This is a genomic window from Polycladospora coralii, assembly GCF_014773435.2.
Classification (GTDB): Bacteria; Bacillota; Bacilli; order Thermoactinomycetales; family Thermoactinomycetaceae; genus Polycladospora; species Polycladospora coralii.
Genome location: NZ_JACXAG020000003.1, coordinates 253,900 through 273,771 on the forward strand (window position 1 = coordinate 253,900; position 19,872 = coordinate 273,771).

The window sequence follows — 19,872 nt, forward strand, 5'->3', positions numbered from 1 at the left end:
ACGAGCGTGAGTAGGAAATCATATACCAACAATAGAAAACATATCTATGATTCAATTCGGCAAGAGGGTATATTTACATGGGATACGATGTATGGTGAAGAATATGCTTTAGCTTCAACATATGCCATTTCTAATGCTTTTCGTTCAGAAATGGCATACGCCACAAAGCAGTTGGGGCGCATCTTTCATAAGACACTTCAACATGTGAGATTGGGCTCAGACCAGCTGCTGAAAGAATTAGGCTTGCCACGGTCTACTTGGCCCACTATACGTTTAAACTTTCCTTATGATGCACCTACATTGATTGGAAGATTTGACTTTGCTTATACAGAGCAAGGGCTAAAAATGTTGGAGTTTAATAGCGATACACCTACCGGAATTGTGGAAGCTTTTTATACAAATGGAAAAGTATGTGAGGCATTAGGTAAACAAGATCCCAATGAAAAAGAGAATTTGAAAATAAAAGCGGGTTTTCAGCGAATTTTGAGTCTTTATCAAAAATTAGGATACAACACAAAACAGATTCACTTTAGTTCACTTAACTGGCATGAAGAAGATAAAGGCACAACCTTATATCTGTTGAGAGAGTCAGGGTTGTCTGCGGTGTATACACCTTTGCATCAAATTGGAGTAAAAGAGGATGGTGTTTATGCATGGGATGAACAAAAATTACAGGAAATTGAAGTTAATGTGTGGTACAGATTACATGCACTAGAAATTTTAGCGGAAGATCAAGATGTCGATGGTTATGCAACGGGCAAACATTTGCTTCGTTTAATAGCGGACCAAAAACTGGGGATTATTAATCCGCCTTCGGGCTTTATTGGACAAACTAAAGCATTACAGGCTCTGATTTGGATGTTACACGAATCGAATCTATTTTTCACGGCTGAAGAAAAAGAAATCATCCAAACTTATATGTTACCCACGTATCTAGATAATCCTTTTTTAAAAAAAGAAGCATATGTGCGCAAGCCGATTTTGGGTCGAGAGGGTGGTGCGGTTACGCTATTTGATGACAAAGGAGATCTAATCGATAAGGACAAAGAGGAGAATTATTGGGATCAGGCGATGATTTATCAAAAATATATGCCTTTACAACCGATTCAAACTGAGACTTTAAAAGGTACATATGAAGGTCAACTATTATGGGGGTCTTTTTTAATTGATGGGGAGCCATCGGCAATCATCGCCAGAGTAGATCAAGGAATTACAAGTAACTTATCTCATTTTTTACCGATTGAATTAAAGGAATAAGAGAGGAGTTTTTCAGATGACTCAAATGGATTCACTACTAAACTTTGCTATTTATTTAGGGGTTACGATTCCATTAATGATTTTAGGTTTATTTATTTTCATTGTGACAACACCTTATCAAGAGATTGCGCTTTTTAAAGAAGGCGCTTATTCAGAAGATCCAGTAAAGCAAAATGCAGCGAAAGCAGCCGCTCATGATATTGGAGGCAAGTTGCTCGGTCTTGCCATCGTGGTAGCTTCGGCCATTTATCATTCTGTCAGCATTTTGGACTTACTGGTTTGGGGAGGGATAGGAATTGTCATTCAGATGATTGGTTTTTATCTCTTCAATTTACTTACCCCTTTTCAAGTATTATCTGAAATTCCTAAGGGTAATGTGGGCGTAGGTATTTTTTCGTCACGCATTAGTATTGCGATAGGGTTACTAACAGCTGTATTAATAAGTTATTAATACCACATGTGAGCAAAACCGCTAGTTCATCCTGGACATTGTGGCTAGCGGTTTTGCTCATTTTAAGTGCTTGAAATAAGTTGTGAATTAAATTTGGCAATAGAGAATATTAATCTAGGAATTCTGTAGATTGATGTTATAATAGTGAAAGAGTTTTTCTCTACGGAGAATCATTTTGATACGCTGATATTGGAAGAAAGCGATTTGCTTACTACCATACTTCTAGGAGTGTTAGGAGCAAAACTTTTTATATGGTATATAGGATTTCATGAACTAGTATATTTGGCAAATAAGCCTGAAGAAGGTGATGACATGATTGAAATGCATGATGTTTGGAAAGTGTATTCAAACGGTGTAGAAGCATTACGTGGTGTAAATGTGAGCGTGGGTCATGGTGAGTTTGTTTATATTGTAGGACCTAGTGGTGCAGGGAAAAGTTCATTTATTAAACTGATGTATAGAGAAGAGAAACCAACCCATGGTATCGTGCTGATAAATGATGTGAATGTAAAACGGGTACGAGATTGGAAAATTCCACATGTGAGAAGAAAAATTGGTGTTGTATTCCAAGATTTTAAGCTCTTACCTTCCATGTCCGCATATGAAAATGTCGCCTTTGCAATGGAAGCGATTGAAGTTCCAAAGCGTAAAATTAAGCCGAGAGTAGAAGAAGTGTTAGAGTTAGTTGGTCTAAATGATCGTATGCATGCGCTACCTTCACAATTATCTGGTGGAGAACAGCAAAGGGTTGCAATTGCACGTGCAATTGTTAATAATCCAACTTTTATTATTGCAGACGAGCCTACAGGTAACTTAGACCCAGAAAACTCATGGGATATTATGTATTTACTCGAAGAGATTAACAATCGTGGAACAACGGTTGTCATGGCTACGCATAATAAAGAAATTGTAAATACTTTACGTCAACGTGTTATAGCGATTGAACAAGGTGTAATTGTTCGAGATGAGGAAGGAGGCGAATACGGTTATGAAGATTGATACACTTGTTCGTCATCTTCGCGAAGCTTATCGAGGCTTACGTCGTAATACATGGATGAGTTTTGCTGCCGTAAGCGCCGTGTCAGTAACTCTATTGATTTTCGGTGTATTTCTCGTTTTGGCATTTAATATTTCTTATATGGCAAAAGAAGTAGATAAAACGGTCGGAATCATGGTTGAGTTAAATTCAGACTTAACAGCTGATCAAAAAGAGGAAGTTTTAAATCAAATTAAAGGAAACAAAATGACGGCGGATGCAACATTAATTCCGAAAGAAGATGCACTGCGAGAGTTTAAGGAATTACTAGGAGACTCTGGGAATGATATCTTAGCTGGTTTAGATAGTGAAGATGAAAATCCATTACCCGATACGATTAAAGTTATTCCGAACGATATTGACCAGTTCGAAGCACTTACCGAAGATTTGAAGAAATATCCCGAAGAGCAAGTGCTTGGCGTTGATAATGGAGGGAATTTAGCTAAAAGTGTATTGGACTACTCTGGTCTTGTACAAAATATTATGCTTGGATTTGGTCTTGTACTCGCCATTATGGCCGCCTTTTTGATCTCAAATACGATTAAACTAACGATTATTGCGCGTAAGCGGGAGATTGAGATTCAGCGCTTAGTGGGTGCAAGTAACTGGTTTATTCGATGGCCGTTCTTTATTGAAGGTGCGACGATGGGGATGTTAGGATCGATTTCACCTATTTTAATTACCATTGTCTTGTATTGGTCTGGTTATAATATGTTAAATCCAGCAAACGAACCCATTACGATTATGAAGTTAATGCCGGTGACTGAACTTAGCTTATATGTGAGTGGAACGATCTTGCTCATGGGTGTGTTAATTGGAATCTGGGGAAGTATCATATCTGTTCGTCGCTTTTTGAAAATCTAAAGGTAAAAGGGTCTAAGGAGGAAACGGGCGTGAAAAAAAAGGTATTAGTAGGAATGATCAGTCTTAGCTTAGTGTTCGCACTCTTTCCTCATAGGCTAAGCTTGGCAGAGACGGACTCAGAAATTAAAAAACAACAAGAAGAGATAAAAGAACGAAACGATGAAATTCAAGAGTTGGAGAAAAAGCAAAAAGAAACAGAAGAGAAAGAAAAAGATACGCTTGCAAATATTCGAGAATTAAACTCGAAGTTAAACACTTATGATGTACAGATTTATCAGCTTCAAAAAGAAGTAGGAACAGGTGAAAAGCAGATAGAAGAAATAGAGCGAGAGATGAAAGGCCGAAAAAAGCAATTAGAAAATCGAATACGTGAGATTTATTTAAAAGGTGATTTATATTATTTTGAGCTATTGGCTGATTCTTCATCCGTTAGTAATTTTCTGGACCGATATAATCTCGTCAAAAAACTAATACGGCATGATAAACGTGTCATGGAAAACTATAAACAAACGAAAAATGAGTTAGATGAAGCGCAAAAAAAATTGTGGGATGATTTAACGACACTCGAACAAAAGAAAGATCATGCGCAAACAATATATAAAAATTTACAGGTTCAGTTGAAAAAGATCGAAAAAACATCAACGCAACTTGTAACGGATAAACAAGAATTAGAAGAAGTGAATGAAAAGCAAAAAGAAGAAGTGGAGGCACTCATTGCCAAAGCAACCAAAGAAGCGAGAGAACGTGAAATCGAACAAGAAACAAAAGGACAAGCCCCTGTCGATGTATATAAAGGGGGTAAGTTTACTTGGCCTGTAGCAGGTGCTTCTTTAACCTCTCCTTTTGGTAATCGTTATCATCCGATTGCAAAAAAATATAAGATGCATACCGGTATTGATATTGGAGCAGCTAGCGGTACCCCGATGAAAGCAGTAGCCCCTGGTGAAGTGATTGAGGCTAGGCCATCTAATGGCTATGGCTATATCATTGTCATCTATCACGGGGATGGATTATCATCCTTTTACGCCCATATGTATGCCCAAACTGTGAAAGTAAAAGTTGGACAAAAAGTTAAGCAAGGCGAAGTCATTGCAGCGGTTGGAAGCAATGGGTATTCGACTGGGCCTCATCTTCATTTTGAAGTACACAAAGATGGAAAAAAGGTTGATCCAATGCCTTATTTCGAGTAAAATGTACCGACATTTTTGGGAGGGGACTCTGAAATTGTTAAAAAAGATACTAGGTACGATGCTTGTTATCAGTTTGATTCTGGTGAGTCAAGATCATTTTGTTTTGGCTACCAATGATGAGGAAAAGTTAAAAGAGACGCAAGAACAGAAAAAGGAAGTAAAGCAAGATATAAAAGAGATTACAGCTAAGTTAGAATCAGAGCGCAAAGAACTAGAAAAAGTTCAAAAAGAGATTCATGAAATTGATAAACGCTTAAGCCAAATGAATCGAGACTTAAGTAAAAACAAAGAAACAATTGAAAAAAAACAGAAAAAGTTTAAAGAAATCGTAAAGAAGATGTATTTGAGTGGAAATATGCAGTATACAAATGTATTGCTACAGTCCACTTCGATTGACGATTTCTTTAAACGTTTTCAAAACGTGCGCTCACTGATGAAGAATAGACGACGTGTAATTGATGAGTACGTAGATGCTGCTAGAAAGCTAGAATCGAATATTAAAAATGTTGAAGCTGAAAAAAAGAAATTGGAACCATTACTGAAGAAAGAAAACGAAGAAGTAAAGAAGAACAAAGCACTATATGATAAACACAAAAAAGAACTATCAAAATTAGAGACACATGAAAAAATAACAAAAGCCAAAATTGCGGAGAAAAATCGGGCTGTTGCTCGTGCTTCCAGTGGTACAAACTATGGAACTGGAGTATTGAAGTGGCCAACAGCGGGAGGCACCTTAACCTCTCCTTTTGGTTGGCGAAATGGGAGGCCTCACGAAGGGATCGATATCGGTAATTATCAGGGTGCACCTATTTATGCTGCAGATGCTGGCACCGTAGTGCTGACCAAATCAAATCCAGGTGGCTATGGGTACTATGTCGTAATTGACCATGGAAATGGTCGTAAAACGTTATATGCTCATATGTGGTCTTATCAGGTCAAGGTAAGTGTAGGTGATCGGGTAAGTAAGGGTCAGCGAATTGCCTCAGTAGGAAATAATGGTCAATCGAGTGGTCCACATCTACATTTTGAAGTACTGGAAAATGGGGTCCCCAAAAATCCGATGAGTTATGTAAGATGAAAATGCGTTTCTGAGACTGATTTCACCTTGATCTGTGCACAGATCAAGGTGAAATCAGTTGTCCTTTACAGATAGATCAAATGGTTAGTGGTGTCTGACAGTCATATGGAAAAAATCATACCAAGCAAGACGCTTGTTAAACGGTGTTTAGTAAGGTAAGGAGGCACGTATCACATGTTGAAAAAACTGATTCCACTCGCACTTTCTGTTACACTCGGTGTATCTAGCGTTACAGTATCGTATGCGTTTGCAGATATACGTGATGAAATCAAAGGTAAACGAAAAGAACAGCAAAACCTGTTAATTGATATTGCCGAAAAAGAAGGTATTGCTAAGGATCAATTACAAAAAAAAGAAGAATTCGATTCAAAAATAAAAGAAATTGAACGTCAACGTGAACCGGCTGAAGAAAAATATATGACTGAGAAAGCAAAATCTGATCGTGCAAAAGAAAAATTAGGAAAACGACTTAAAAGTATGTATTTAAATCGCAGCAATAATTATACAATGCAATTGTTATCCTCAGAGTCATTCAGCGATTTTATCCAACGTTTCCAATATATTCGTATGATTACAAAAAGTGACTATCAATTGGTTAGAGAATACATGGAGACGACAAAGCGTGCTGAAGAACAAAAGCAGGTTTATGATGACCTGATTACAGAGCAAGATAAGTTAGCAAAACAAGCTCAAGAAGAGTATAAAAAAGCAGTTGCTGAGATTAATAAAAACCGGGAAGAGAGTGAGAAGATCGATCAGTTCTTTGAAGAGCATGCAGATGAAATTATTAAGATTAACCTAAAAGACTGGTCCAGTGGTAACCTTACTTTCACATACCCGGGAGGGAAAATGAAAAACCCTACTAGAACTAAAGTGAGAAGCTCATATGGGATGAGACTCCACCCGATCTATCGTTCATATAAAATGCATACCGGAGTAGATATGGTTGGTGGCTATGGGACACCTATCTATGCACCGCAAGCAGGTATTGTGGTTTCCAGTCAAAGTGCCGGTGGCTATGGTTGGTTAGTCACCATTTATCATGGTAATATTGGAAACAAAAAAGTTTTTACACGCTTTGCACATAGCTATCCAGGCCAAGTTCAAGTCCGGGTTGGCCAACAAGTGAAACAAGGAGATTTGATTTCGCGTGTGGGAGCATATGGTCAAGTGACGGGTGCGCATCTGCATTTTGAAGTGCGGGTCGGTGAGGGAGATAATCCACCTTATGTTAACCCAGCTCAATATGTAGATTTCTAATAACTGAGGTCAGTAGCCCTCCTGCCATAAGGCTATGGTGGGCGGGCTTTCAGATGAACGTGTAAGATGATTTAAATGGTAAAATGATGTAAATCGATACACCTGAGCTGAGGTATACTAATAATTAGCTGAGAAGTCACATAGAGTGAATTAGGTACAAGTTGTCGTGCTGGCGTTGAAGAAAAGGTGGTGTGTGTGTGAAATTCAGTGGTAGATTAGTGGCATTAATCGTCGTTGTATCTGTTGTATTTAGTAGTTTAGGAACGGCTGTGGTATTAGGAAATGGTGGTTTATGGGATCAATTGATGGGGGAAAGTTCGCTGTTATCTGGCACAATCAGTGAAGAGAAACAAGGATTTGATGAAGAGAAGTTACGGAAAGCATATCGATTGATTCAATCGAATTATGTTCGTGATGTAACAGATCAAAAATTAATGGATGGCGCAATTCAGGGCATGGTGAAAGCGTTAGAAGATCCTTATTCTGCTTATATGGATCCGAAACAAGCTAATCAATTTAAGTCCGACTTGAAGTCCTCTTTTACTGGTATTGGAGCAGAGGTAACCATGCGTAATGGCCGTCTTACCATTGTCTCTCCTTTTAAAGATTCACCAGCTGCAAAAGCGGGGGTTCGTCCAGAAGATCAAGTGATTAAGGTGAACGATAAAAGTTTGGAAGGGCTAGATATAAATGCGGCGGTTAGTCACATTCGAGGCCCTAAGGGGACAAAAGCGGAGCTGGAAATTGTTCGTCCGGGGGTACAAGATATCCTGAAAATCACTGTAATTCGAGATGAAATCCCGATTCATACAGTAGAAACAAAAATGTTAGCAGATCAAATTGGTCTCATTACCATCACTCAATTCTCAGAGAAAACAGCAGATGAATTTGAGTCCGGCATTGCAGAGCTAGAAAAACAAGGTATAAAAGGACTTGTCATTGATGTTCGCGGTAATCCAGGTGGGCTATTACCCACTGTCTTACAAATGTCTGATGCCTTGATAGCAAAAGATAAGATGGTTTTAATTACAGAAGATAAGCAAGGAAAACGTCAAGAATTCAAATCAAATGGGAGTGCAACAAAATCATATCCCATTAATGTATTGATTAATAAAGGAAGTGCAAGTGCTTCTGAGATTTTAGCGGCAGTGCTTAAAGAATCTGGTGGTTATCAATTAGTAGGTGAGACCACTTTCGGTAAAGGTACTGTTCAGTCTGCCGAAGAATTTACTGATGGTAGCAATATGAAAATTACCATTGCGAAGTGGTTAACTCCGACTGGAAAATGGATTGATCAAAATGGAGGAAGTAAAGGGATTAAGCCTGATGTGGAAGTAAAAGCACCTGACTATTATCAAGCATTCCCTCCTTATCCAGAAAAACCGCTCAAAAAGAATGATAACTCGGTTGAAGTTAAAAACATGCAGATGGTACTTGATGCATTGGGATATAAACCGGGACGTACAGATGGGTATTTTGATGATCGGACCGATTTAGCTGTAAAGGCATTTCAAAAAACAAAAGATATAACAGCAAATGGTCAATTTGATACAAAAACGGCAGAACAATTGCGAGAATCGTTTACTGCATTTCTGCAAGATCCAAAGCAGGATGTACAACTCCAAGTTGCAGCTGAGTTATTAAAGAAACAAATTAAATAAAGGATTCAATCTAGTAAATATAGAAGATAACCCGGACAAAACATTTGTTTTGTCCGGGTTATCTTTTTATCAAAAATAGACGACATGACATATGGAGACTCTACTCCACCTGAGGGGGTTAAGCGGTGTCTCAATTTTGCTTGAATCAAAGGGGGATCTCGTTTTGTCAGTTGATTTAGTAGCATTGTATCAGAAATGGAATGTCGCCATTCTAATCCTATTAATGATGATGTTTCTTTCGATTATACAAATCATTTGGGTGTATTACGCCCAGAAAAAAGAATTAGGGAAGGTAGTCGATTCCGGCATAAGATTGATGGTAGCGAATTGGGTATGGGGTGGAACGATTTCAATTGGTATTTCCGCCATGATTTATTATTTTAATATTTATTTTAATATGAAAGATCTTTTTGTAGTAGGTTCATTAACCCTATTTTTTGCACTTATAGGGGTTCGTTTTGGTTGTATTGCGTATGCAGTAGGTGGGAGTGTTTTATTGAGCATAGCCTTTGAAAAGATCGTATTTTTCCAACAAATACAATGGTTAGATGGGATAAACGAACTATTTACCAACTTTGATACGCTTACCTGGTTATGGTTAGTCGCAATCTTACATCTTGCTGAATGGTTATTGATTCGCATACATGGCAATAGTGGATTAAGACCAATTAAAATCAATCATAGACGAAAGCAAAAAATAAATGCCTTTATGATGGAACGAGGATGGCCGATTCCGCTCATCACACAAGTGGATGAAACCATGATTTGTATTCCCCTCTTTTTAGGAACGGCTAGCATGAATGCTTCTCGGTCAATGAAGCAACATCGACGTTACGCATCTACACTAACCCTTTTCTATGCAATCGGATTGTTAATAGGTGTAACTTTATATACATGGTGGATATCTTTCCCCTTGTGGACACTTGCTCTATATGCCGTTTTATGTCATGAAATGGTTTATCAATGGGGAAAATGGATAGAAAAAAGAAAGAACCCTTTGTTTTCTCCAGATAGCAATGGGTTAAAGGTGCTTCAAGTATCTAGAAAGTCGACGGCTGCAAAAATGGGACTCAAAGCGGGTGATGTGATCCTACTTGTAAACGGAAATCAAATTGATCATCCAAATGATCTCATTCGATTTATTCGAGGCAGATCGACTTGTAAATTAGATATTTTAGATGAGAATGGTGAGCGTCAGATCTTGCAGAAAACATTGTTTGATGGAGAACCAAGTGATTTGGGAATAATCGGTATACCTAGCCCTGAAAATGAAGAAAAGAAAAATTACGCTTAAAGAACTGGTGTTCTTATGCTAGTTTATTTTATGTTATAATGAGGGCTATAAGAAAGAGGTGGTTACAATAGGACAATTCCAAATGGTATCTGAATTTAGTCCACAAGGAGATCAGCCACAAGCGATTCAAAAATTAACGGCTGCAATAAATGAAGGAAAAAAATTCCAAACGTTGCTTGGTGCAACGGGTACTGGGAAAACGTATACCGTTGCAGAAACGATAGCCAAAGTGAATAAACCAACATTAGTCATTGCTCATAACAAAACATTGGCAGCACAATTGTGTGGAGAACTAAAAGAATTTTTTCCGAATAATGCAGTAGAGTATTTTGTTAGTTATTATGATTATTATCAACCGGAAGCTTATATACCATCATCAGATACTTTCATTGAGAAAGATGCTTCGATCAATGATGAAATTGATAAACTACGTCATTCTGCGACGAGTAGTTTATTTGAAAGAGACGACGTTATTATTGTCGCCAGTGTGTCTTGTATATATGGGTTAGGTTCACCTCATGAATACGGTGAACTGGTACTTTCGTTGCGTGTCGGAATGGAGAGAGAGCGAAATGAGATATTGCGCAAACTGGTAGACATTCAATATGAACGAAATGATATCAACTTTGTGCGGGGTACATTTCGAGTACGGGGAGATGTTGTGGAGATTTTTCCTGTTTCAAGAAGTGAGCAGGCCGTTCGTATTGAGTTTTTTGGTGACGAGATTGAACGAATTCGGGAAATTGATATCGTAACAGGTGAAGTCTTAGGCGATCGCGGTCATGTGGCAATATTTCCAGCATCACATTATGTAACGACTGCTGAAGTGTTGGAACGAGCACTTGTTCAGATTGAAGATGAGCTAACAGAACGATTAGCCGAATTAAATGAGGCCGGAAAATTATTAGAAGCACAGAGATTGGAACAAAGAACCCGCTATGATATGGAAATGATGCGTGAAATCGGCTTTTGCTCTGGCATCGAAAATTACTCCAGACACTTGGTTAATAAGAAGCCTGGTGAAGCGCCATATACACTGATGGACTACTTTCCAGATGACTACTTAGTGGTGGTGGACGAGTCTCATGTTACCCTGCCACAAATTAGGGCGATGTATAATGGCGATCAAGCTCGCAAGTCTGTCTTAATTGAACACGGGTTTCGTTTACCCTCAGCTCGTGATAATCGTCCCCTCCAATTTGTCGAATTTGAAGATAAAATCAATCAAATGTTATTTGTATCGGCCACACCTGGAGATTACGAATTGGAGCATGCACCAGATGTTGTGGAACAAATTATTCGACCTACAGGATTACTTGACCCTAAGATTCAAGTGCTACCCATTGAAGGACAGATTGATCATCTGATTGGTGAAATCAATAATCGGATTGCCAAGAATGAGCGGGTATTAGTTACAACGCTAACCAAAAAAATGGCCGAAGATTTAACCGATTATCTGAAAGAAGTCGGCATAAAAGTACGTTACTTACACTCTGATATTAAAACAATTGAACGCATGCAAATATTACGTGATCTACGCTTAGGGGTATTTGATGTATTAATTGGGATTAACTTATTACGAGAAGGATTAGATTTACCTGAAGTTTCATTAGTCGCGATACTAGATGCTGATAAAGAAGGTTTTCTCAGAGCGGAACGATCTCTTATTCAAACCATCGGGCGTGCTGCTCGTAACGCCAATGGTGAAGTCATCATGTACGCAGATCGTATAACGGGCTCAATGGAAAAAGCGATAGAGGAGACCCAGCGGCGTCGTGAAATTCAGGAAGCTTACAACCAGAAGCATGGTATTACCCCACAAACGATACAGAAAAAAGTTCGCGATGTGATTGAAGCGACAAAAGTGGCAGAGGAAGAACCACGATATCAAACAAAGCAATTAAGCAAAAAAGAGCGTAAGCATACGATCGAACAGATGGAAAAAGAAATGAAGGAAGCAGCAAAAGCGCTCGATTTTGAGCGAGCAGCACAATTAAGAGACCTCATTATTGAATTAAAAGCGGAGGGTTAAAAAACAGAATGGGACAAGAAAACATTGTGATTCGTGGGGCACGTGTCCATAATTTAAAAGAAATTGATGTCACGATACCACGAGACAAATTTGTAGTCATTACGGGTTTAAGTGGATCAGGAAAATCTTCATTAGCATTTGATACGATTTATGCCGAAGGACAACGCCGTTATGTTGAGTCGTTGTCCGCTTATGCACGTCAATTTTTGGGACAGATGGATAAGCCGGATGTGGATGTAATCGAGGGGTTATCACCAGCCATTTCCATTGATCAAAAAACGACGAGTCGAAATCCACGGTCTACCGTTGGTACGGTAACCGAAATCTATGATTATTTACGTTTACTGTTTGCGCGAGTAGGACATGCGTATTGTCCAGAACATGGGATTGAAATCGCATCACAGACTGTTCAGCAGATGGTAGATCGAGTATTATCACTAGACGATCGAACGCGTATTCAAATTATGGCTCCTGTTGTGAAAGGACGTAAAGGGGAGCATGTAAAATTAATTGAAGATATGCGTAAGCAAGGTTATGTACGTATTCGTATTGATGGTGAAATGATGGAGCTTACAGAAGAGATTTCACTTGATAAAAATAAAAAGCATACGATAGAAGTGGTAATTGATCGTTTAATTGTAAAACCGGGGGTAGAAACACGCCTCTCTGATTCCATTGAGACCGCACTGGCATTAGCTGAAGGGGAAGTGATTATTGATATTATTGATGGCGAACAAATGATGTTCAGTCAAAATTTGGCTTGTCCAGAGTGTGGTTTCAGTATCGATGAGTTATCTCCGCGTATGTTTTCATTTAATAGTCCATTTGGGGCTTGTTCTGCATGTGATGGACTAGGGAGTCGAATGGAATTCGATTCAGATTTAGTCATTCCCAATCCGAATTTGTCATTAGAAGAAGGAGCCATCGAGCCCTGGTCTACATCTACAAGTACTTACTATCCACAATTAGTTACTGCGGTATGTGAGCATTATGGTATTGATAAAAGCATGCCTTTTAAGCGGTTAAGTAAGGCAAAACAAAACATCATTCTTTATGGTGGAAAAGATCGATTTTCTTTCCAATACACAAATGACATGGGTTACACACGAGAAAGTCAAACTAAATTTGAAGGTGTGATTCATAACCTAGGGCGACGCTATCGGGAAACGGCCTCTGAAGGTGTACGTGATTCTTTAAATCAATATATGACGACACGCGCTTGTCCTACTTGTGAAGGTGCTAGACTGAAACGTGAGATGCTTCATGTTTTTGTAGGAGATAGAAATATCGATTATGTTACGCGTCTATCAATTGGTGACGCCATGCATTTTTTCACTCTACTTGAGCTCACACCTAAAGAAGAGCAGATTGCTAATCAAGTTTTAAAAGAAATTAGAAGTCGACTTGGGTTCTTAGTCAATGTGGGGCTTGAGTATCTTACCTTAAATCGTTCGGCAGGCACTTTATCTGGTGGAGAAGCACAACGAATTCGGTTAGCTACGCAAATTGGCTCCAGCTTGGTAGGGGTTTTATATATCTTGGATGAGCCTAGTATTGGTCTGCATCAAAGAGATAACAATCGCTTGATTACAACGTTAGAACAGATGAGAGATTTAGGGAACACCCTAATTGTGGTAGAACATGATGAAGACACGATGATCGCTTCTGACTATATTATCGATATTGGCCCAGGCGCAGGCGTACATGGAGGACAGGTCATTGCAACGGGTACCCCTGAAGAAGTGATGAATCAAGAACAATCGCTCACCGGTCAGTATTTGAGTGGCCGAAAATTTATTCCATTGCCATTCGAACGAAGACAGCTAAATGATAAATGGCTTCGTGTTACAGGGGCTACGGAAAATAATTTGCAGGACGTAGATGTTTCGATTCCGCTTGGTGTATTTACATGTGTAACGGGTGTCTCAGGTTCAGGTAAAAGTACACTTATAAATGAGATTTTATTAAAGTCGCTTGCCAAAGAGCTAAATCGCTCCAAGGTACTGCCTGGCAAGCATAAGAAGATTGAAGGAATGGAGCAGTTAGATAAAATCATTAGTATCGATCAATCACCAATTGGACGTACTCCTAGAAGTAATCCAGCCACTTATACCGGAGTTTTTGATACGATTAGAGAAGTTTTTGCAAGTACACAGGAAGCGAAAGTGCGTGGGTATCAAAAGGGAAGGTTTAGTTTTAATGTAAAGGGTGGACGGTGTGAGGCATGCCGTGGTGATGGCATTATTAAGATCGAAATGCATTTTCTCCCTGATGTATATGTGCCTTGCGAACAATGCAAAGGAAAGCGTTATAATAGAGAAACACTGGAGATTAAATATAAAGGTAAAAATGTATCTGAAGTATTAGATATGACTGTGGAGCAAGCACTTGATTTCTTTACAAACATACCTCGTATTCAGAGAAAAATACAAACTTTATATGACGTAGGTTTAGGATATATGCGGCTAGGGCAATCAGCAACTACTTTATCAGGTGGTGAAGCACAACGTGTTAAGTTAGCTTCTGAGCTATATAAGCGAAGTACGGGCAGAACCCTATACATTCTAGACGAACCCACAACGGGTCTTCATATTGATGATATTGCACGTTTACTCCAAGTTTTACAACGTCTTGCTGATAATGGTGAATCAGTGGTCGTAATTGAACATAATTTAGATGTGATTAAGACAGCAGACTATCTGATTGATTTAGGGCCTGAAGGTGGAAGTGGCGGCGGAACCATCGTAGCCACGGGAACACCGGAACAGGTGGCAGCCGTAGACCAATCTTATACAGGGCAATTTTTAGCCCCTATATTAGAGAGAGACAATCAAAGATTAAAGAGGCAAATGAAAGAAATAGAAGAAGGAATGGCAAAAAGATAACAGTTTAAGGGAAAATGTAGGTCACACCAGCTATTAAGATATCAAATGCCAAGAAGAGTACAGTAATAAATGCATTAAAAGGGCCTTCCCAGAACATGCTTATTCCTCCTTTGCTTCGATTTCTTTGCTAGTGTATGGATTATTTCTCATTTTGCTTGGGGATATACCCGTTACGTATAAATTTTCTTGTTTCGCAAATACTAGCTTTGCAAGGCGAATGTTCAATATACACCAGTTAAGGGGTTGTCTGAAGTGACAAGGCGGAATCGACTTGTTGTTCCTCAAGCGGGAAATGCTTTAGACCAGATGAAAAATGAAATTGCCAATGAATTTCATGTAAACCTTGGTGCAGATACGTCAGCGCGAGCGAACGGATCTGTAGGTGGAGAAATGACAAAACGTCTTGTAAACCTTGCTGAATCTGAATTAGTAAATCGGCAAGAGAAGAGATGAGGGGAATATCCCTTCATCTTTTTTATGAGCAATGATTTCATATAAATAGAAATAATTCTTTCTTTTCTATATACAAGAATAGATTAATATTATAGAATATAAATTCATATCGAAAGGAGGAGCTAAGTGGTCTATTTAAGGATAATTGCCAAAAATTATAGTTTACAGCTTCAGTACCGTATGGCACATATCATAAACAATTTTGCTAGTATTATCTTTGGCTTCGTCTTTATTGCGATATGGACAGGTATTTTAACTGGAAAAGATGAAGCAAATCTGTTAAACGTCCAAGATATGACGTACTATGTGGCATTTACACAATGTTTGCTATGGCTCTCTGTCTTTCTTACTCCAGGGCTTGGCCTGCAAGATCGCATCCGAACAGGTGCAATTAGTCTAGATATGATTCGTCCAGTAAATTTATATCTACTTGTGATTAGTCAAGAAATAGGAAGAATTTTATATAATGCTATTTATCGTTCATTTTTTTTGGCCATTTTATTTTGGCTTGTTGCTCATTTTTATGTTCCTACGGGATGGGTTACGGCAATATGGGCACTACTCTCCCTATTTTTTGCAATATGGATCGGATTAAATCTTTCTTATATCATTGGTATTTCTTCGATTTGGACAATTGAAATTGAATGGGCGCATCTCGTCTATATTAGTTGCGTATTCGGTCTGGGAGGGCAATTTGTACCGTTGGTGTATTTACCAGAGGGATTGAGTAATTTGATTTCGTACTTGCCGTTTGCATGTATGATTTATTATCCTGTCATGTTTTACCTCGAAAAACTTCCCTTCACTCCACTACTGATTCAAGGGTCATGGGCCGTGATATTGACATTGGTAAGTATCTGGTTAACGCATCAAACGCGTAAATATCTTGAAATTCAGGGGGGGTAGATAATATGAAGTTATTTTGGAAGTTGTTATCGGCTAGTATTCGCTCCCGAATGCAATATAAGCTGAACTTCCTGCTGTCCATGACTGCAAATGCCCTATTACATGTTTTAGATTATGTGATGTTAGCCGCTATTTTATTACGATTTGACAATGTAAAGGGCTGGGAGATTGAAGAGATCGGGTTTTTATATGGTATCTCATCCATAGCGGTTTCATTGTATCGTACATTTGCTCCTGAAATTCATAACTTTGAAAAATATATGGTTCATGGAGAGTTTGATAGTTTGTTAATAAGACCGATTTCTCCATTCCTATTTCTGCTCACGCGTAATGTAAACCTGAGTCATTTGGGCGGTGTGATACAAGGGTTACTCATCCTCACTGTTTCAGCGGTACAGCTGGATATCTCTCTTCCACTTTTTGTGGCGCTCTGTCTGTATCTGCCTGTAGCAGTAATGAGTAGCTTTATCATTGCTTTAGCACTTGGTGTCGTAACAGCCACAATCGGTTTTTGGACCCAGAAAATTAAGGACTTGCAAGCATTTACACTGTATGCACCATTTAACGCAGCCAATTTCCCTTTAACCATTTACCCTACATGGTTAAAATTTATCTTTTTTACAGTGTTACCCATTGCGTTTATGAATTACTTACCCATGACTTATTTATTAAATAAAGGAGGCCAATTCTATTATATATTCGTAACGCCTTGTGTATCTTTCCTTTTTTTCGGGTTAGCTTATCATTTTTGGTCATTCGGTATTCGCTTTTATCATAGTACAGGAAGTTGAGGAGGGTTGAAGTTTGATTGAAGTGAGAGATCTTTCAAAGTCATTTAAGATTTATGAGACAAAGAAAGGTGCATTTGGAACATTACGATCTGTTTTTTCGAAAAAATATACTCTAAAAGAAGCTGTTAAAAATATCTCATTTACGATTAACCAAGGAGAATGCGTAGGGTACTTAGGCCCTAATGGAGCGGGAAAATCAACCACGATCAAGATATTATCTGGGATCTTGTATCCGTCTGGGGGAACCATTACCGTGATGGGAAAAAATCCTCAAATTCATCGGAAGCAGTTGGCAAGCTGTTACGGTGTTGTATTTGGACAACGTTCTCAGTTGTGGTGGGATCTTCCTTTGCGAGATTCCTATGAAATCCTACGGGAGATGTATAAGGTGGATAAGCAGAAATATGAAACATTCTTAATGGAATATGACCGATTACTTGAAATTGGTTCATTTATAGATACACCAGTGAGAAAGTTATCATTAGGGCAACGTATGCGTGCAGATTTGGCGGCTGCATTAATCCACGATCCTGCTATTTTATTTCTAGATGAGCCCACAATTGGTTTGGATGTAGTGGGTAAAAAAAGAATGCGTGAATTTCTACTACATCTGCGAGAAGATAAGAAAAAGACTATCGTGTTAACAACACATGACATGGATGATATTTCATTTCTTTGTAATCGTGTCATCCTAATCAATCATGGACAAATGATGATGGATACGACTCTAAATGACTTGCAGAAAAAAATTAGGTTACCTAGTAAAATCCATTTAACCTATCAAAGCAAACCTTATCCGCAAGCAGGGAGTATCTACCAGATTATCGAGCAAACTGATAATGAGCTCACATTAGCATACGATCGTAGTGTGATAAAAGTACCTGAATTGTTGGCTCTATGTAGTGAGTGGGGAGAAATTATAGATATTCAGATGCGTGAGCCTGATATAGAAGAGATTATGCAGAATCTTTATGAATTCACAAGTAAAAATAGCTAAGGAAATTAATCTGAACAAGAGTCTCCTTCTCTTTGGGAAAACTCTTGTTCAGTTCGATTTTTTAACCTGGGGGTTGGCCTTTGTATGTTTTAGACAAAGCGATCATCTTCTTCACCTCCTTTACTAGTTCATATGAGATTCCACATAGGACTCAAAAAATTTATTTACATATTTCTGAGAATCGGGGTCATCTATTGTCCCCAATTCAATTAGTATTTTTCGTTGGAGGTCAGAATAATAGTGAATTTCTGTAATTTCTAATCCTTGCTTTAATAGCGGGATTGCTTTTTTATGTAAACCTTCTATATGATAAGTTTTACCTAGAATAAGTAAAGCTTCAGCTTCTAAATAAGAATCTTTACTTCTTCTACTAAACTGTACAGCTTCTAGTAAAACCTCTTTTGCTTTCTCCCCCTTTTTCTGTTTATTATATAGGATTCCTAATTGTGTGTAAACATATGCAAATAAATAATCGTCAACAATATATCTATGAAGTGATAGAGCAGCTAAAAAACAAGTTTCAGCTAATTGTAGCAATTCTTTTTTGGTGTAAATGTTTCCTAGTGTTGTCCATAACTCAAAAGATCGATTATACATTCTATCGATTCGAGCGAGGTCAATGCCTGCAAATGCAAGAGAGAGTGCATCTTTATATTTCTCACTCTCCATAAACATATATGCTTGTATCTCATAATGATTTAATATCGCTTCTTTACTATTACTATTTACGATTTGATCTGGGTGAGAGGGTTTTGATTTTAGCTCATTGAGAAGTTGTTGCATATCGGCTCGACGGTTCAATTTTTTTAAATAAGTGACTCGACTAATCAGGATGAAATCGAGGTAATAGCTACGCTCACCATCAAGAGCAAAGAGCGCTTCAGCTTGGCGTGAAAACTCTATTGCTGATTTAAAGCGGTTTAAGTAGTATTCAATGCGACTTAATTGGTGATAAGCACAGGCAATAAAATTAGTTTGCATGAAATTCTTCTCATCTTTTTTTACACAATTAATGGTTAACCAAAATTGTTTGGCTGCTTTTGTATAGTTCTTTTTACTTAAATAGTATTTTCCATGTAAATAGAGGTGATAGGGCTTTAATCTATCATGATTTGAAAGGGTAACACCGCGTAACTGCTTTAACCCTTGTGAAGGACTTACAAAATCGATATAATGCTCAGCTACGACAAGATCTAAAAAAGCAGGTCGTTCATATAAATCGATTTGTTCATCAGTGGCTTCCTTTATCTCAGTCGGGGTTTGCTTTATTTCTACTTGAAGCTTTTTCATATAGGTATCATATTTTTCTACACTGAGAGGTACGCCATTTTCAATCTTGCTAATATCAGATTGGGATAAACATTCATCAACAAGATCAACTTGCCTTTTCTTTAATGCTTTACGTCGTTCCTTACAAAGTTTTCCCACATAGTGCAGGTTTTCAATATGCATCAACAACACCTCTCAAAAAATTTTAGCCCGCAAACCGTCTAAAAGAAACAAAGTTTATGAATTAATCGAAAATGTAAAATGAATATTCAAGTAAAAGCAGTTATTAATTGTATAATATACAAATATTCATTAATACACAAGTGAATATTCAATGATTTGCTAATATTATTTGAATTATTATATAATATAAAAAAATAAGTAAATAATGCAACACGGTCTATTCTGCATACCTATTTTGATTCAGATCTTTGTTGTTCCATTAAGA

At 38.1% G+C, this 19,872-nt stretch carries 16 protein-coding genes; 15 read left to right on the plus strand and 1 reads right to left on the minus strand.

Going from position 1 to position 19,872, the window contains the following annotated elements:
• Nucleotides 1-6 precede the first annotated feature (6 nt).
• The 15 genes from IC619_RS09400 to IC619_RS09470 all read left to right on the plus strand — a co-directional run bounded on the left by IC619_RS09400 (nt 7) and on the right by IC619_RS09470 (nt 18,155).
• Nucleotides 7-1,257 carry a glutathionylspermidine synthase family protein gene (locus tag IC619_RS09400; protein ID WP_347239779.1) on the plus strand — a complete coding sequence of 417 codons (1,251 nt, stop codon included), beginning with the start codon at nt 7-9 and terminating at the stop codon, nt 1,255-1,257.
• Between the two features lie 16 nt (nt 1,258-1,273).
• Nucleotides 1,274-1,708 carry a DUF350 domain-containing protein gene (locus IC619_RS09405; protein ID WP_191139618.1) on the plus strand — a complete coding sequence of 145 codons (435 nt, stop codon included), beginning with the start codon at nt 1,274-1,276 and terminating at the stop codon, nt 1,706-1,708.
• A gap of 312 nt (nt 1,709-2,020) precedes the next feature.
• A complete protein-coding gene (gene ftsE, locus IC619_RS09410) occupies nt 2,021-2,707 on the plus strand; it encodes a cell division ATP-binding protein FtsE (protein ID WP_191139619.1) in 687 nt (228 codons plus the stop codon).
• The gene (gene ftsX, locus IC619_RS09415) at nt 2,697-3,608 is read left to right on the plus strand and encodes a permease-like cell division protein FtsX (RefSeq protein ID WP_191139620.1); all 912 of its coding nucleotides are present in this window, start codon (nt 2,697-2,699) and stop codon (nt 3,606-3,608) included. The genes ftsE and ftsX overlap by 11 nt, the downstream gene beginning before the upstream one ends.
• 29 nt (nt 3,609-3,637) lie before the next feature.
• Nucleotides 3,638-4,798: a peptidoglycan DD-metalloendopeptidase family protein gene (locus IC619_RS17210; RefSeq protein WP_191139621.1), complete on the plus strand. Its 1,161-nt coding sequence runs from the start codon at nt 3,638-3,640 to the stop codon at nt 4,796-4,798.
• A gap of 34 nt (nt 4,799-4,832) precedes the next feature.
• A complete protein-coding gene (locus IC619_RS09425; RefSeq protein ID WP_191139622.1) occupies nt 4,833-5,876 on the plus strand; it encodes a murein hydrolase activator EnvC family protein in 1,044 nt (347 codons plus the stop codon).
• Nucleotides 5,877-6,050: 174 nt separating this feature from the next.
• Nucleotides 6,051-7,136, plus strand: a complete 1,086-nt coding sequence (locus IC619_RS09430; RefSeq protein WP_191139623.1) for a murein hydrolase activator EnvC family protein — start codon at nt 6,051-6,053, stop codon at nt 7,134-7,136.
• A 197-nt stretch (nt 7,137-7,333) separates the two neighbouring features.
• Nucleotides 7,334-8,797: a S41 family peptidase gene (locus IC619_RS09435; RefSeq protein ID WP_191139624.1), complete on the plus strand. Its 1,464-nt coding sequence runs from the start codon at nt 7,334-7,336 to the stop codon at nt 8,795-8,797.
• 163 nt (nt 8,798-8,960) lie between these two features.
• Nucleotides 8,961-10,091, plus strand: coding sequence for a PDZ domain-containing protein (locus IC619_RS09440; RefSeq protein WP_191139625.1), 1,131 nt, complete (start codon nt 8,961-8,963; stop codon nt 10,089-10,091).
• An 82-nt stretch (nt 10,092-10,173) separates the two neighbouring features.
• On the plus strand, nt 10,174-12,123 hold the full coding sequence (uvrB, locus tag IC619_RS09445; RefSeq protein ID WP_191139626.1) for an excinuclease ABC subunit UvrB: 1,950 nt from the start codon (nt 10,174-10,176) through the stop codon (nt 12,121-12,123).
• 8 nt (nt 12,124-12,131) lie between these two features.
• Nucleotides 12,132-15,008 carry an excinuclease ABC subunit UvrA gene (gene uvrA, locus IC619_RS09450; RefSeq protein ID WP_191139627.1) on the plus strand — a complete coding sequence of 959 codons (2,877 nt, stop codon included), beginning with the start codon at nt 12,132-12,134 and terminating at the stop codon, nt 15,006-15,008.
• Between the two features lie 252 nt (nt 15,009-15,260).
• Nucleotides 15,261-15,461 carry a small, acid-soluble spore protein, alpha/beta type gene (locus IC619_RS09455; RefSeq protein ID WP_191139628.1) on the plus strand — a complete coding sequence of 67 codons (201 nt, stop codon included), beginning with the start codon at nt 15,261-15,263 and terminating at the stop codon, nt 15,459-15,461.
• 126 nt (nt 15,462-15,587) lie between these two features.
• Nucleotides 15,588-16,367 (plus strand): ABC-2 family transporter protein, encoded by a 780-nt coding sequence (locus IC619_RS09460; protein WP_191139629.1) that lies wholly within the window; start codon nt 15,588-15,590, stop codon nt 16,365-16,367.
• 5 nt (nt 16,368-16,372) lie between these two features.
• Nucleotides 16,373-17,158 (plus strand): ABC transporter permease, encoded by a 786-nt coding sequence (locus IC619_RS09465; protein WP_191139630.1) that lies wholly within the window; start codon nt 16,373-16,375, stop codon nt 17,156-17,158.
• A 13-nt stretch (nt 17,159-17,171) separates the two neighbouring features.
• Nucleotides 17,172-18,155 (plus strand): ABC transporter ATP-binding protein, encoded by a 984-nt coding sequence (locus tag IC619_RS09470; protein WP_191139631.1) that lies wholly within the window; start codon nt 17,172-17,174, stop codon nt 18,153-18,155.
• 123 nt (nt 18,156-18,278) lie between these two features.
• On the opposite strand, the gene IC619_RS09475 is transcribed toward IC619_RS09470, so the two are convergent.
• The gene (locus tag IC619_RS09475; protein ID WP_191139632.1) at nt 18,279-19,607 is read right to left on the minus strand and encodes a tetratricopeptide repeat protein; all 1,329 of its coding nucleotides are present in this window, start codon (nt 19,605-19,607) and stop codon (nt 18,279-18,281) included.
• Nucleotides 19,608-19,872: the final 265 nt, after the last annotated feature.